This window comes from Paenarthrobacter sp. Y-19 (assembly GCF_029223985.1).
Taxonomy (GTDB): Bacteria; Actinomycetota; Actinomycetes; order Actinomycetales; family Micrococcaceae; genus Arthrobacter; species Arthrobacter nicotinovorans.
The window spans coordinates 4,071,932-4,086,170 of sequence record NZ_CP119414.1; the positions used below are offsets into that span (position 1 = coordinate 4,071,932).

15 protein-coding genes, 1 tRNA gene and 1 pseudogene are annotated in these 14,239 nt (G+C 61.5%); 6 read left to right on the forward strand and 11 right to left on the reverse strand.

The window, feature by feature from the left end; translation table 11 throughout:
* Positions 1-227: 227 nt before the first annotated feature.
* Positions 228-1,168, forward strand: a pseudogene (locus tag PYR64_RS19175) (IS30 family transposase).
* Positions 1,169-1,292: 124 nt separating this feature from the next.
* On the opposite strand, the gene rplI reads toward PYR64_RS19175, so the two are convergent.
* The 5 genes from rplI to PYR64_RS19200 all read right to left on the reverse strand — a co-directional run bounded on the left by rplI (position 1,293) and on the right by PYR64_RS19200 (position 3,424).
* Positions 1,293-1,745: a 50S ribosomal protein L9 gene (gene rplI, locus PYR64_RS19180; protein ID WP_018778531.1), complete on the reverse strand. Its 453-nt coding sequence runs from the start codon at positions 1,743-1,745 to the stop codon at positions 1,293-1,295.
* A gap of 18 nt (positions 1,746-1,763) precedes the next feature.
* A complete protein-coding gene (gene rpsR / locus PYR64_RS19185) occupies positions 1,764-2,003 on the reverse strand; it encodes a 30S ribosomal protein S18 (RefSeq protein ID WP_003800144.1) in 240 nt (79 codons plus the stop codon).
* A gap of 128 nt (positions 2,004-2,131) precedes the next feature.
* Positions 2,132-2,704, reverse strand: a complete 573-nt coding sequence (locus PYR64_RS19190; protein WP_018778530.1) for a single-stranded DNA-binding protein — start codon at positions 2,702-2,704, stop codon at positions 2,132-2,134.
* A gap of 50 nt (positions 2,705-2,754) precedes the next feature.
* A complete protein-coding gene (rpsF, locus tag PYR64_RS19195; protein ID WP_011776755.1) occupies positions 2,755-3,060 on the reverse strand; it encodes a 30S ribosomal protein S6 in 306 nt (101 codons plus the stop codon).
* A gap of 281 nt (positions 3,061-3,341) precedes the next feature.
* Positions 3,342-3,424, reverse strand: a tRNA-Leu gene (locus PYR64_RS19200).
* A gap of 119 nt (positions 3,425-3,543) precedes the next feature.
* On the opposite strand from PYR64_RS19200, the gene PYR64_RS19205 reads away from it, so the two are divergent.
* Both PYR64_RS19205 and PYR64_RS19210 read left to right on the forward strand, forming a co-directional pair.
* The gene (locus PYR64_RS19205) at positions 3,544-3,699 is read left to right on the forward strand and encodes a hypothetical protein (protein ID WP_179128458.1); all 156 of its coding nucleotides are present in this window, start codon (positions 3,544-3,546) and stop codon (positions 3,697-3,699) included.
* On the forward strand, positions 3,696-4,373 hold the full coding sequence (locus PYR64_RS19210) for a DUF1345 domain-containing protein (RefSeq protein ID WP_275777071.1): 678 nt from the start codon (positions 3,696-3,698) through the stop codon (positions 4,371-4,373). The genes PYR64_RS19205 and PYR64_RS19210 overlap by 4 nt, the downstream gene beginning before the upstream one ends.
* Positions 4,374-4,480: 107 nt before the next feature.
* Here the strand turns inward: PYR64_RS19210 and PYR64_RS19215 are convergent, their stop codons facing one another.
* The 3 genes from PYR64_RS19215 to PYR64_RS19225 all read right to left on the reverse strand — a co-directional run bounded on the left by PYR64_RS19215 (position 4,481) and on the right by PYR64_RS19225 (position 8,395).
* A complete protein-coding gene (locus PYR64_RS19215; protein WP_275777073.1) occupies positions 4,481-5,893 on the reverse strand; it encodes an amino acid permease in 1,413 nt (470 codons plus the stop codon).
* A 223-nt stretch (positions 5,894-6,116) separates the two neighbouring features.
* Positions 6,117-7,424 carry a M18 family aminopeptidase gene (locus PYR64_RS19220; protein WP_110504782.1) on the reverse strand — a complete coding sequence of 436 codons (1,308 nt, stop codon included), beginning with the start codon at positions 7,422-7,424 and terminating at the stop codon, positions 6,117-6,119.
* 74 nt (positions 7,425-7,498) lie between these two features.
* Positions 7,499-8,395 (reverse strand): 3,4-dioxygenase subunit beta, encoded by an 897-nt coding sequence (locus tag PYR64_RS19225; protein ID WP_275777075.1) that lies wholly within the window; start codon positions 8,393-8,395, stop codon positions 7,499-7,501.
* 179 nt (positions 8,396-8,574) lie between these two features.
* Here PYR64_RS19225 and PYR64_RS19230 point away from each other — a divergent pair, with 179 nt between their 5' ends.
* From PYR64_RS19230 to PYR64_RS19240, 3 genes are read left to right on the forward strand one after another with little or no spacing between them, the layout of a single operon-like run.
* Positions 8,575-9,024: a hypothetical protein gene (locus tag PYR64_RS19230; RefSeq protein WP_189076446.1), complete on the forward strand. Its 450-nt coding sequence runs from the start codon at positions 8,575-8,577 to the stop codon at positions 9,022-9,024.
* Positions 9,021-9,761 (forward strand): cyclase family protein, encoded by a 741-nt coding sequence (locus tag PYR64_RS19235; protein ID WP_275777078.1) that lies wholly within the window; start codon positions 9,021-9,023, stop codon positions 9,759-9,761. The genes PYR64_RS19230 and PYR64_RS19235 overlap by 4 nt, the downstream gene beginning before the upstream one ends.
* Before the next feature lie 42 nt (positions 9,762-9,803).
* A complete protein-coding gene (locus PYR64_RS19240) occupies positions 9,804-10,568 on the forward strand; it encodes an IclR family transcriptional regulator (RefSeq protein ID WP_189076448.1) in 765 nt (254 codons plus the stop codon).
* A 4-nt stretch (positions 10,569-10,572) separates the two neighbouring features.
* Here PYR64_RS19240 and PYR64_RS19245 read toward each other — a convergent pair whose 3' ends face one another.
* From PYR64_RS19245 to PYR64_RS19255, 3 genes are all read right to left on the reverse strand, one after another.
* Positions 10,573-11,343: an IclR family transcriptional regulator C-terminal domain-containing protein gene (locus PYR64_RS19245; protein ID WP_018778521.1), complete on the reverse strand. Its 771-nt coding sequence runs from the start codon at positions 11,341-11,343 to the stop codon at positions 10,573-10,575.
* Between the two features lie 36 nt (positions 11,344-11,379).
* Positions 11,380-12,549: an alanine racemase gene (alr, locus tag PYR64_RS19250; RefSeq protein WP_275777081.1), complete on the reverse strand. Its 1,170-nt coding sequence runs from the start codon at positions 12,547-12,549 to the stop codon at positions 11,380-11,382.
* A gap of 72 nt (positions 12,550-12,621) precedes the next feature.
* Positions 12,622-14,064 (reverse strand): amino acid permease, encoded by a 1,443-nt coding sequence (locus PYR64_RS19255; RefSeq protein ID WP_039243531.1) that lies wholly within the window; start codon positions 14,062-14,064, stop codon positions 12,622-12,624.
* Between the last annotated feature and the right edge of the window lie 175 nt (positions 14,065-14,239).

Below are 14,239 nucleotides of genomic sequence, written 5' to 3' on the forward strand. Positions count from 1 at the left end.
CCAAGGCTGCGCGTACTGAGTTTCTTGATTTGGTGTGTGCGGGGATGCCTGTTCGTACTGCTGCCCGGCGTGTCGGGGCGGTGCACGCTACCGGGCACAATTGGTGGGTTCAGTCTGGCCTAATGATGACCGTGAACCGGGGTGCTACCGGAGGTCTTGCCGATCCTGCTCCTTCAGTCGGGGGCCCTGGCCGTGCGTTGGGTCTGGAAGAGCGAGGCATGATCCAGATGGGTGTGCGGGTGGGCCTCAGTTACGCGAAGATCGGCGCATTGATCGGGCGGGATAAGTCCGTAGTTTGGCGGGAGGTCAAACGCCACACGAGCGCGGACGGGAAGTACTACGCCTCGGTCGCTCACGCCAAAGCGCATCAGGACAGGCGCCGTCCCAAACCCTTCAGGCTGGCCAAGGACGAGGGTTTGTGCCGGCTGATCGGCGTCTGGATGGATGACGGGTGGAGTCCGAAGCTGATCTCCTCGATGTTGGCGTATTACTTCGGTGACGATCAGACTATGCAGGTGAGCCACGAGACGATCTACCAGGCCCTTTACGTCCAAACCCGCGGGAACCTGCGGGCGGACCTGGCCGAAAAGCTCAGCCTGAAACGCAAACAACGCATCCCCCACGGCACTGACCGGCGCGCCAGCAGCCCCTATAAAGAGGCCTTCAAGATCAGCCAACGTCCCGCCGAGGTCCAGGACCGGGCAGTGCCCGGGCATTGGGAAGGTGACCTCATCATCGGCGCCAACGGGACAGCGATCGGAACCTTGGTGGAACGCTCAACCCGGTTCACGATCCTGCTGCACCTGCCAGGGGACCACACCGCGGAAACCGTTGCCGCCGCGATGATCCGGGAGATGGCCTCCTCCCGGATCACCTGCGCCGGTCGATCACCTGGGACCGCGGCACCGAACTGGCCGACTACGCAAAAATCCAGACCGCTCTCGATACGACGATGTACTTCTGCGACCCGCACTCGCCCTGGCAGCGCGGCACCAACGAAAACACCAACCGGCTCCTGCGGTTCTGGTTCGAGAAAGGCACTGACCTTTCAGTGCACACCCCCGAGGACATCCGCCTGGTCGCAGCGAAACTCAACCGCCGCCCCAGACCAACACTGAACCTCGAGACCCCAGCCAACCGGCTAAACCAGCTGCTACAAGCGGCCTAACCCCCAGCGTTGCTCCCACCAATTGACTTTGCCGCATCAACATTGGCATTAACTGTCACTTCGATGCACAGAAAAACCCCCGCCACCGGAATCCGGTAGCGGGGGCCTTTCTTGCAGTCAGAGACTACTTGCTTGCAACGACCTCGAGGTCGATGACAGCGGAAACGTCCTCGTGCAGGCGAACGTTGGCCTGGTACGAACCGACAGACTTGATGTGGTTCGGCAGTTCAACGTTGCGCTTGTCGATGGCGCCGAGGCCAGCGGCCTCAACAGCAGCAGCGACGTCGGCCGGCTTGACGGTACCGAAGAGACGACCGGACTCGCCGGCCTTCACCTCGAGCTTGACCTTCTTGGAGGACAGAGCCTGGGCCTGTGCCTGTGCAGCTTCAACGGAAGCGTGGGCACGAGCAGCGCGGGCAGCCTTGATGGACTCAACCTGCTTCTCGCCACCCTTCGACCAGGTCAGTGCGAAACCGCGGGGCAGCAGGAAGTTACGTGCGTAACCGTCCTTGACCTCGACAACGTCGCCAGCAGCACCGAGACCGGTTACTTCGTGGGTCAGAATGAGCTTTGCCATGTTAGTTAATCCCTTCCCTTAGCCGCGGCCAGCGCCGGAGTAAGGCAGCAGAGCAACTTCGCGGGCGTTCTTAATTGCCTGGGCGATCTTGCGCTGTTCCTGAACGGTAACGCCAGTAACGCGACGAGCGCGGATCTTTCCGCGGTCGGAGATGAACTTGCGCAGCAGTGCTACGTCCTTGTAGTCGATGACAGTGATGTCAGCGGCCTTCAAGGGGTTGGACTTTGGTTTGGGCTTACGGAGTTCAGCCTTAGCCATCGTGGAGCTCCTTTTCTATGGAGCCCGTGGATATTGATCCACGGGATGGTGGTGTTCGACGGCGGTGATCGCCAAGGTGCCTTGCGGCAGTCCCGGCGGGTGTCCGGCGTCGGACTTTAATGTGGTGTTTAGAAGGGAGGTTCGGAATCCGGGCCGTTGCCCCAGCCGCCAGCGTTGCTGACACCGGGCGTAGCCCAAGGGTCATCCTGCTGTTGTGCGGGCTGGTTGCCGCCCCAGCTTCCACCGGAGTTGCCGCCGCCCTGGTTTCCACCAGGAGCGCCACCTCCAAAGCCACCGGAGTTACCGCCGCCGAAGCCACCCTGTCCACCGCCGGAGCGCTGGGTACGGTTGACCTTGGCATTTGCGTAACGCAGGCTGGGGCCGATTTCGTCGACCTCAAGCTCGATAACGGTGCGCTTTTCGCCTTCTTTTGTTTCGTAGGAACGGCTCTTCAAGCGGCCGGAAACGATCACGCGCATGCCCTTGGTGAGGGACTCGGCTACGTTCTCGGCTGCTTCGCGCCATACCGATGCACGGAGGAACAGGGTTTCCCCGTCCTTCCATTCATTGGACTGGCGGTCAAAGGTCCGGGGAGTAGAAGCGATGGTGAAGTTCGCTACTGCTGAGCCAGACGGGGTGAACCGCAGCTCCGGGTCATTGGTGAGATTACCAATGACCGTAATAGTGGTTTCGCCTGCCATCTACTGCCTCCTTGTTCGTTCCTGCGGTGTAAAGATTTTGAAGGGGCTGATTACTCAGCAACGACCTTCTGGTCTTCGGGGCGGATGATCTTGGTGCGCATGATCGTCTCGTTGAGAGACAGCTGGCGATCAAGTTCCTTGGCGGTAGCCGGTGCAGCGGTGAAGTTCACCACGGCGTAGATACCTTCGGACTTCTTCTTGATGTCGTATGCCAGACGGCGACGGCCCCAGATGTCAACCTTTTCGATGGTTCCACCATCGGTGGTGATGACATTAAGGAACTTCTGAAGTGACGACTCTACGGTACGCTCTTCGACCTCGGGGTCGATGATTACCATCAATTCGTAAGGACGCATATGTGAACCCACCTCCTTTGGGCTAAGCGGTTACGGTATTTCCGTAACAGGAGGTTCATTTGCGATGCTGTGCACCGCTCCCCCGCCGAAGATTCGGAAGGAGGGCGTAACACAGACTTCAATATCTTAGTGCATCTCCTGCACTCAAAGCTATTCGGGCGGATCCCGGCCCGGAACGGGGCACTTGGCGTATGTGGATAAATCCGCCTGGGTCGGCGTCATGCCGCATGGCCCAACGACAAAACCCCTGGAAGATCGTGGATCTTCCAGGGGTTTCTCTGTGCGCGGAGGGGGACTTGAACCCCCACCCCCTTTCGAGGACTAGCACCTCAAGCTAGCGCGTCTGCCATTCCGCCACCCGCGCAAGGTGATCAGGAGAAAGCAACTTTCGTTTTTCTCCTTGACAGCGACAAAGACAGTAACACGAACATGTCCGATTCGTGGATTCCTGGCACCTAGAGGACGTCCCGTTAGAGTGGCGCCATGGATGCCACACCGTTGAACAACCTGGTCCTGACCGTTGTTTTTGCCGCGATAGCCCTCTACGCCCTGTACTTCGTGGTCCGCGCTGGAGTGAGGGACGGCATCCTCCAGGCGAAGAAGATCTCCCAGGACTCCACCTCACGGGAACAACCGTGACCAGCGGCGGGCAAGCGAAAAGCGTCAGGGTCCGACGCAGCAGATTGCGCTTCGTCGCCATGATAGTTGCCGGCGCGTCGACGTTCCTCGCAACGGGGCTGGCAGGGAGCTGGGTGGACGCGCCCGCCGTGGGCTGGGCGACGGCAGCACTGGTCTATGTAGCGTGGGTCTGGCTGGTGATCGCGCGGATGGACCCCGACCAAACGGAGCAGCATGCCACGTCCGAGGACCCTTCCCGCGGAGTCACCGATCTCCTGATCCTCATCGCGAACCTTGCCAGTATTGCCGCGGCCGTGGCGGTGATCGTCAACTCCCACACGGAAGGCACCGGATCACGCCTGTCTTCGGGGGCTCTGGCACTTGCCTGCGTCGCGCTGTCCTGGATGCTGGTGCAGACCCTCTTCACGCTTCGCTACGCGGAGCTCTATTACAGCCCTGCAGAAGATGCCGGAGGTGAGGTGGGCGGAATCAGCTTCAACCAGGAACGGCCACCCCAGTACACGGACTTTGCTTACCTGGCCACGAGCCTGGGCATGACCTACCAGGTGTCCGACACCAACCTCGGCAACCACCGGATCCGGGGGGAAGCCTTGAAACACAGCCTGCTCTCCTACCTGTTTGGCACGGTGATCCTTGCCGTCACCATCAACCTGGTGATCGGCCTGGCCCAGTAGCCCACGCAGCCGCGTAGCCCAAGCAGCCGCTCATCATGCCGGGCCAAAACGAAACGGGGCAGCCGCCGTCGAACACCGACGGCAACTGCCCCGCATCAGAAAGAAACTTACGACGCCGGGCCGGAACCGACCGCGGAAGGTTCGGCTGAAGCGGCATCCTGGTGCGGGCTGCCACCGTTCCTGCGGTAGCGGAACACTCCGATGCCCACCACCACAGCGGCGAGGCCCAGCGACAGGAACAGCGACTCGCGGGTGGACTCGAGGATGACCATGCCGATGATGAGCGCCACGATGCTGCCGATGGCGATCCAGGTGAGGTACGGGAAGAACCACATTTTGAGTTCGAGCTGCTTCGCTGCAGCACCCATGCGCCTGCGCAGGATGAGCTGGGAAGTCGCAATGACCAGCCACACGAACAGGGCGATCGCGCCCGAGGTGTTCACCAGGAAAAGGAACACCGTGTCCGGCGCGATGTAGTTCAAGCCAACCGTGATGAAACCAACCACCGTGGAAGCAAGGACGGCTGCTGCGGGGACACCGCGCTTGGAAATCTTCATCCACGACTTGGGAGCATCGCCGCGCCGGGAGAGCGAGAAGAGCATGCGGCTGGCGGTGTAGAGCCCTGAATTCAGGCAGGACAGCACCGAGGTGAGCACCACGATGTCCATGATGGTGCCGGCGCCCGGGATGCCATAAAGCTCGATGACGGCGACGTAGGGGCTTTTGGCGACGGATGCGTCGTTCCACGGCAGGAGCGTGACAACAATGGCGATGGAGCCGATGTAGAAGATCAGGATGCGCCACACTGTGGACTTCACGGCCTTCTTGACGGCGTCTACGGGGTTCTCGGATTCACCCGCAGCGATGGTCGCGATTTCGGCACCGAAGAAGGAGAAGACCACGACGAGGATGCCCGCCAACACTGCGCCGGGACCGTTGGGCATGAAGCCGCCCTGGTCCAGCAGGTTGGCGACACCCGGGGCGGATACACCGGGCATGAGACCGAGAATTGCTGCGATGCCTGCAAGGAGGAAGATCACGATCGCCGCAACCTTGATCGAAGCGAACCAGAATTCGAACTCGCCGTAGGACTTGACTGATCCGAGGTTGGTCAGCGTCAGGAGAACCATGAGAACCAACGCCCAGATCCACTGATCGACGCCGGGAACCCAGCGGTGCATGATGGCGGCACCCGCCGTTGCCTCGATGCCGAGGACGATGATCCAAAACCAGGCATAAAGCCAGCCAATACTGAACCCTGCCCAGCGGCCAAGGGCCTTGTCTGCGTATGTGGAAAACGAGCCCGTCTCCGGGTTGGCGGCCGCCATCTCACCAAGCATGCGCATGACGAGAATGACAACCAGGCCGGCGGCCAGATAGGCCACCAGGATGCCGGGTCCGGCCTGCTGGATAGCAGCACCGGAGCCAACAAACAGACCTGCTCCGATGACGCCCGCAATGGCGATCATGGAGAGGTGGCGGGGTTTCAGTGACTTTGAAAGCTGTTGGTCAGCGTGCATGGATCGGCGCCGTCCTTTGGGTTTGAGTTGGGCCATGAGTGGTGTGCCACGGGCCACACGACTTTCCCACACTAGCCAGCACCAGAGGGCGGATTGCTGTGCAATTGGACATTTTGACACCTCCAAAAAAGGGAGACTGCACAAAATGTATTGTCACAGTCAACACAAGTTTCCTTATGAAAACATTCGAAATATGCGCGAAACGAGTGTTTGAGGCTTTCGTCTAGACCGACGTCCGGAAGAACAGTTCCGTCACCGCCGCAAGATGATGCGGATCCTGCACACCGCACAGCTCACGCGCCGAGTGCATCGACAGCAGCGGGATGCCGACGTCCACGGTGCGGATCCCCAGGCGCGTGGCAGTCAACGGGCCGATGGTCGATCCGCAGGGAAGATCGTTGTTGGAGACGTACTCCTGGTAGGGCACGTTCGCCTCGGCGCACATCCTGGCCCACAGCGCAGCTCCCGCGGCATCGGTGGCGTAGCGCTGGTTGGCATTGATCTTCAGGAGGGGACCACCGTTGAGAACCGGCTTGTTCGCCGGGTCATGCTTCTCGGCGTAGTTCGGATGGACAGCGTGGCCGGCGTCCGCGGAAACACAGAACGACGCCGCTACGGCCTGCCGCCGCTGGGTCACCGAGGCTCCCAATCCGTCAGAGATGCGCACCAGCATGTCCTCAAGGATGGGACCGCAAGCGCCCGAGCGCGAATTGGAGCCGATCTCCTCGTGATCGAACGCTGCAAGAACAGCGATCGGGCCGTCCTCCGGGGACGAGGAAGCATGGGCAATCAAGGCCACCAACCCCGCGTGAGTGGAGGAAAGGTTGTCCATGCGCCCGGAGGCGAAGAACTCGCCCTTCGCCCCGAAAACCGCAGGAGCCTGCGTGTCCGCCACCACGACGTCGTATCCGCCGATTTCGGAGGCATCCACCGAGGCGCCCTCGACGCCGGCGGCCAGCAGTCCCAGAAGGTCCTCGCCCACGGGATCGCCCTGGCCAAAGATCGGGTTCATGTGCTGCTGCTTTGACAGGTGCAGACCGTTGTCATTGACGCCCCGGTCAAGGTGGATGGCCAACTGGGGAAAACGCAGCAGCGGCCCTGTTGAGGTGAGGTGCTCGGTGCCGTCGCGCATGACCAGCCTGCCGGCGAGCTGCAGTTCGCGGTCCAGCCACGAGTTGAGGAGCGGGCCACCGTAGACCTCGACTCCCGCCTGGAGCCAGCCGAACTTGCCGGTGGTGGGTTTCGGCTTCAATTTGAAGGACGGTGAATCTGTGTGTGCACCCAGGATGTTGAAGCCGGTGGTGGGTCCGGCATTGGTGGGGGTAACCCAGGCGATCAACGCGCCGTCACGAATGACATAGAACTTTCCCGCTCCACCGTCCCACGGCTGCCGCTCGTCCAATCCAGTGAAACCGGCCTCGTCAAGGCGGCGGGCGGCCTCGTGCACTGCGTGGAAACTCGACGGCGACGCCGAGACGTACGCGCCGAGATCCTGGATATGGTCAACTGCTGCGGAAGCGTTTGAAGGCATGCTCCCGAGTCTAGCCGCATGGATTCAACCGCCTGTCCGGACCGCCTTGCACCCTGCCCCGGACAGCTACGGGGTCAGATCGTGACGTTCAGGGCGGCCGTATAGCCGCCGGCAACCGAGCCGGAAATAGTCGCCAACTGGTATATGCCCCCATCGTCACCAAAGACGTTGTCAGAGGACAGGGTGGTTTTCGGGAAGCTTCGGGCACTGTTTTCGTAACCGGCGGTCGCGTACACGGTCTTGCAGGCGCTCTCAGTCAAGGCTATCTGCGACACCGCCAGCACCTGGCCCGCCTTGGTTGCGTTGCTCATCGACTCAAATACCTCAAAGTGAATATGAGGCCAGCGGCCCATGTAGGCGCCGGGAAAGACCGTACTGAAAGTGAGTTGGCCATTTTCATCCGATTCCTGGACGCCCCGCAGGTAGTTCTCGTCTTCCAGGCCGGAATCGTAGAGGGAATACTTACCGTTTTGGTCGCAATGCCAAACATACACAGCCGCGCCCGCCAGGGGAGAGCACCCGTTGGCGTTATCCAGAAGCGTCAAGGTGACAGTGAGCGGCACTCCTGCGGCCTTCGTGCTGGACGCTCCGAAACTGGATCTGATGTCCCGTCGAACAACTCCCGAAGCCTCCAGGACGTTGGGTCCGTTTGAGCCGTCGCCCGGGTATGGTCCCAGCGTTTCCTCCGGGATTTCCGCCCCGCATTCGGCCAAGGCGCGGGTCACCGTACTGGTGGCCTCCGCCGACGGTGAGGTGGCCTCCGTCGTGCCTTGCGATGGGGTGACTGTACCGGTGGAGGTTCCCGACGGCGTCGCACCGCCGCCTTGCGTCCCCGGCGTGCAGGCGGCGAGGGCGGCAACGGTTCCCGTCCCGAGAAGAACGCCCAAGGTCCGCCGCCGGCTCAGGAGCGTGGAGAGGTCGAACTCCAGTCCCTTGTCGTGGTTCGGGTGCGGCTGTTGAGGAGATGTCATGCCTCCATCAAAGCTGCAGTCACTGTGAGTTGTACATGGGGAATCTGTGGCAGGACTGTGACCGGTGAAGACTCCGGAATTGTGACCGGCGTGCATAATAAGCATTTCGATATGCTTGTAATGCTCGTCACGTCATGGCACGATGGCTTGCAACAGCAACTGACGGAAGGTCCACTGCCATGAACATCGAACTGAAACCGGTGCGGAAGCTTCGCATCCACTGGCCCATTTCGGTAGAGACGATGACCCAGCTCGCCGACGGTCAGCTTCAGGCCCTTGAGTCCGACGCCGGTATCGCCTCGTTGCTGGACGCGCTGACATCAACCCCGGAGCTGGGCGGGTTCGGGAACTACCACCATGTCTTCGAATCCTCGGCCGGCTTTGAGGGATTCACAGTGGCAGAAGGAGCCAATCCCACCCTGGGCAGGGTAGGCCAGCGGACCATCTCACCCACTTTTGTCTTCACGACGTACTTTGACGACTCCCTGGACGACACCGCCGTCCAACAGCTCGTCCAGACGATCGTCGACATTCACCCATGGGAGGTTCCCGTGATCGAGGTTTCGGGACCCCTCAGCGTCTCAAGCAGTGTTATGGACTCCCGCACCGAAATGCGGGTGGCATCATGAGCGCCTCAGTCTGGGAAGAGGTTGCACCACTCCTCCGCAACAGGACCTTCACGGATCTCACCCACGCCTTCCACCCCGGCCAACCGCACTTTTCGGCCTTTCCCGACGAGACACGGGAAGCCCTTTTCGATATGGAAAAGGGCGACGGATTCACCGCCCACAGGTATTCGATTGTGGGCCAGTGGGGCACGCACGTGGATCCGCCGTCGCATTTTGTCCGGGGAGGCCGGACGCTGGACCAGATACCTGTGGAGGACATGATGCTTCCCCTGGTTGTCCTGGACATCAGCCACCGTGTCAGAAACGATGCGGACGCAACCCCCACCCTTGACGATGTCCGGCAATGGGAAGCACGCAACGGGGCCGTCCCAAACGGGGCGTTCGTTGCCCTTCGGACCGGCTGGAGCAAACACTGGCCGGACGCATCGGCAATGGCCAACAGGGATGACGACGGCATCAGCCACACACCCGGGTGGTCCCAGGAGGTGCTTCGGTATCTGGTCGAGGAGCGCTCCGTTGCTGCCGTAGGCCACGAGCAGACCGACACGGATCCCGGCATGGCTACCTCACGGCAGGACTTCAGCCTGGAAACATACGTCCTGGCCCAGGACCGCTGGCAGATCGAGCTGCTGGCCAAGCTGGATGAACTACCGGAATCCGGCGCCATGCTGATCGCCACGTGGGCAAAGCCCTTGGAGGGCAGCGGTTTTCCGGCACGGGTGTTCGCCATTCACTGACGCCGTACCGATCCGGCCCCCGGGGCTGACTAGAATCAATCCATGTCAAAGACCTCCAGCATGGGCCGCGGCATGATGGCCTTACTCACCGTTGGGGCGCGTCACGCGGAAGGATTCGACGGCGGTACGGTGGCTGACATTGCAGCCCGCCTGGACAAGGACCGCAGCCAGGTCTCACGCAGCCTCAAAGGTGCACAGTTGGAAGGTTTCCTCACAAGGACCGAACAGCGTGAGTATTGCCTGGACTGGTCCTTCCTGACGGACGCGCAGCTGGTCACCGAACAGCGGCTGAAGACTGACGGCTTGACCGCATTGGAGGGTCTGGCATCCGAAACCAACGAAGCCTGCTTCCTGGGTGTACTGAGCGGAAACAGTACTGTCACCATTGGCGAGCAGGTGCCTGAAAGCGCCAATTTGGTGGGTTCCTGGCTTGGCCGGCCCTACCCCGCCTACTGCAGCGACGCCGGCCAGGCGCTCTTGTGGGATGCGCCGGACTCAGACGTCCGGAAGATCTTTGACGGAGTCGAGTTCGTGAAGCACGGGCCCAATACGCCTGTGTCCGTTGACGATTTCCTGGAGCGGTTGGCCAAGGCAAGGGAACGCGGCTACTCGATCGTGGACGAGGAAGCCGAACCGGGCCTCTACTCCCTGTCCGCGCCCGTCCGGGACTTCAAAGGCGAAGTCGCTGCTGCATTGCAGATTGTCGGCCCGAAATCACGTCTGGAACCCCAGCGCGAAGCCTTCGCCATGGCTCTTGGTTCGTGGCGGGACTGGCTTGAGTCTTCAGTTGGAGGACAGTCAGGCTGACGGGTCAATCCTGAGGTTGGGCCGCGCTGCCGAGCCGGTTGGAAGCGGACTGAAGCGCCGCGGCAATGTGTGGAGCCGCTTTCTCCAGATCGGCGCGGCTTCCCAGGACACTGAGTGCGGCAACAATGCGGGCTCCGCCTGCCCGGACCGGTACTGCCAGCTCCCAGACGCCGTGCTCGAATTCCTCCGCAGCCAAGACATACCCCTGTGGCTTGTCCTTGTCCATGAGGGTGGCCACCTCCGCTGCGGAATGCGCCGCGGCGGGGCCGCCAACGCCAATGAAGTTGGCCTCGCGGAGCAGACCCTCAAGCTCCTTTGCCGAATGGTCCCACAGCAAGGCCCGGCCGGCGCCCGTGCACCACACAGGGGTCACCATGCCGGGCTTGGCGAAGCCGCCAAGGACAGAGTTGTTGGCGGAAGAACGCAGCAGGAGCACCCGGACCCCGTCGCGCACTGAGAGCCTGGAGCGCAATCCATAAGAGGACACCAGCTCCTCAAGCTCGGGTCCGGATTGCTGGACCCAGCCTCCGTTCAGGGAGGCTGCCAGGGTGAAGAACCGCGGCCCTGTGCGGAAGGGACCCCGATCCACGCGTTCCAGCAGCCCAAGATCGCACAGTTCCTGCGCCAACCGTGAGACCCGGCTTTGTTCCATGTCCAGCTCCGCAGCCAACTGCGAGACTCCCAAAAGTTGGCGTCCCTGCTTTTCGCGGTCCGTGACCAGCCGGATCAGGCGAAGGCCCTGCGCCAACGACGAAGCCTCTGTTGACACATCCACGAATCAGGCTCCTTCCACCAAGCGCTCACGCCATTCTCACACGTTGGCGCAGACCCTGAGGATCCTGGCGTCCTTGGCCCACACCGTGTACAAATCTGCGAGAATTCCGGCGTTGGCTGCTTCAAGCTCTCCCGAAGTGATTTCGGACCGGTCCTGGCGCCCGAACAGGACCACTTCGTCCCCGGGCAGGACCTCCGGAACGGATGTCACATCAACCACCATGGAGTTCATGGAAATCACGTCGACGATGGGCACGCGTCGGCCGCGGACCAGGACATCGCCGCGATGGTCGGCGCTTCGACGGCCAAGTGCGCGTCGGTACCCATCGCCATAGCCCACAGTGACTGTTGCCAAACGGGACTCTGTCGCCAGGGTATGGGTCAGCCCATAGCCCACCTTGCTTCCCGCGGGATAGGTGTTCACCGAGCCGATACGTGCCTTGAAGGTCAGGCAGCGGCTGAATCCGGACTGCGCGGGTTCCGTGTCACCGTAGAGGACGGCCCCGGTCCGTACCATGTCCATCCACGACGCCCGGACGTTCAGGGTTGAAAATGAGTTCGCCGCGTGGAGGAGCACTTCACTGCGGGGCACTTGCGCGGCTTGGAGGATAGCTTCGGACTCGGCCCTGAAACGCCGCAGCGATTCTTCTATGTTCTTCACGTCATCGCAGGGAAAATGCGTCATGATGCCGGCGGGTTGAAGCCAGGGCTGGCTCAGGATCCCAACTGCGCAGGCCCTGCCGCGGGAAGAAGACACGTCAAGGCTGTGGCGGCTGATGCCCGACGAGTTAATGTCCAGGTGCACCCGTAATTTCCGGCCCGTTTCCTCGGCGATCCCGCTCATGGCCAAGGCACTCTGCGGATCAGAGACGAGTTCTTCAATGGAGAAGTCCATGCCCGCCCTGACTTCCTGCGGGGCCGCTGCTCGAACGCGGAGCAGTTTTCCCTGAAAACCATGTCTCCGCGCCAGTTCTGCTTCGTGGTTCGACCCCACCCCTATGTAGGGAACGTCCTGACGAACCAGGAACGGCAGCAACATGTCAGCCCCGTGGCCGTAGGCGTCGGATTTGATCACGGCACACAGCAAGGCCCGGCCTTCCAGGAGTTGCATCATGGATCGGACGTTGCCATCAAAAGCGTCACCGTCAACTTCCAACCAACTGGAAAACTTCCCGGCCGGTTCCGTGGACTGGGTTGTTTGGGCCATCCTGCCCTCCCCCTTTCAAGACAGTCAGGCGGCGGGGCAATATTGCCCTGCCGCCTGACGTGGCAACCTGGATCAGACCGACTGCTTTACTTTCACAGTCCGGCCGTATCGGAAGTGGAAATACAGGTAGCAGGCAGCCACAAAGGGGATACCGAAGTAGAGGGCAGCGACCTGCGCAGGATCGGACGCAATGCCCACCAGTGAGAGCAGGCACAGTCCGAAGGCCAGGATCGGAACTACAGGGAAGAACGGTGCCTTGTAGGCAAGGTCAGCCACCCGTCCCCCGTTGCGGACAAAGGCCCGGCGATGGAAGAAATGCGAGGCGGTGATGGACATCCATACCCCGACGACGGCGAAGCCGGCTACGGAGACGAGGGCCAGGTACACGGTCTCCGGAGCAGCCACGCTGCTGATCAGGGACGCCAGCCCTCCCACCATGCTGACGGACAGGGCAAGGAGTGGGATGCCCCGGCGGGTGAGGCGCTTGAGCGCCTTGGGAGCGTGCCCTTCGTCTGCAAGGGAGTAGAGCATGCGGGCACAGGAGAACAGGCCGCTGTTTCCGGCGGACAGGAGGGCGGTGATGATGACGAAGTTCATGATGTCCGCCGCGAAGGGAATGCCTACGGACGAGAAAACAGTGACGAACGGGCTCTCATCCAGTCCCACCTGGTCATAAGGAACGGTTGCGGCGATGACGGCGATTGCCCCCACGAAGAAGATCAGGAGGCGGATGACCGTGCTGCGCATGGCCTTGGGGATGTTCCGTGCCGGATCCTTGGTTTCGCCTGCCGCCACGCCAATCAATTCCGAGCCGGAGAAGGCGTAGAAGACGGCCAGGGCTGTCACCAGGACGCCGGAAAAGCCGTTGGGAAACAGGCCGCCTGAGGTATTGAAGTTCTCGAACAGGAACGGGTGGTGGTCGTTGTCCGAGAGTGGATGGAATCCGAAGAGGGCCGCCCCGCCGAACACGATCAGTGCGATGATCGCTCCGACTTTGATGATGGAGAACCAGAATTCAGATTCGCCAAAGAACTTGGACGAGAGCGCATTGAAGCCGAAGAGCATGGCAGCGAACACCAGGCACCACACCCATACCTCGACACCCGGGAACCACCGCTGCATGAGCAGGCCCGAGGCCGTGAACTCCGAACCGATCGCCACCGCCCAGCACAGCCAGTAGAGCCAGGCGGTGGTGAAGCCGGTAGCCGGACCAATCGAACGGGAAGCGTAGATGTGGAAGGCACCCGAGACCGGGTAGGCAATGGCGAGCTCGCCAAGGCAGGCCATCACCAGGTAGACCACGAAGGCTCCCACCAGGTAGGCGATGACTGCGCCCAGGGGGCCTGCCTGGGAGATGGTGTAGCCCGAGCTGAGGAACAAGCCTGAGCCGATGACACCTCCCATGGCAATCATGATGAGGTGACGCGGACCCATGGAACGGCGAAGGCCTGTTTCCAAAGGCGCCGGAGGGGCGTCAGCCGGGTGGTCCAGTTTCAGGGGGGTTGATGATTCCATGACTCGTCTCCGATAAGTGAAAGATGCGATCGGGACGCCTGGGACTTCCTGCGCGGGGGAGCCGGAGGCGCGCTTGTAGTGACGAAGGTAACACAGAATCGGCTCAAATAGTCATTAAAAACATTTATGAATGTCTATAACGCACATCTTGTGAAGAAAGTGGGCCCGGGCCGGG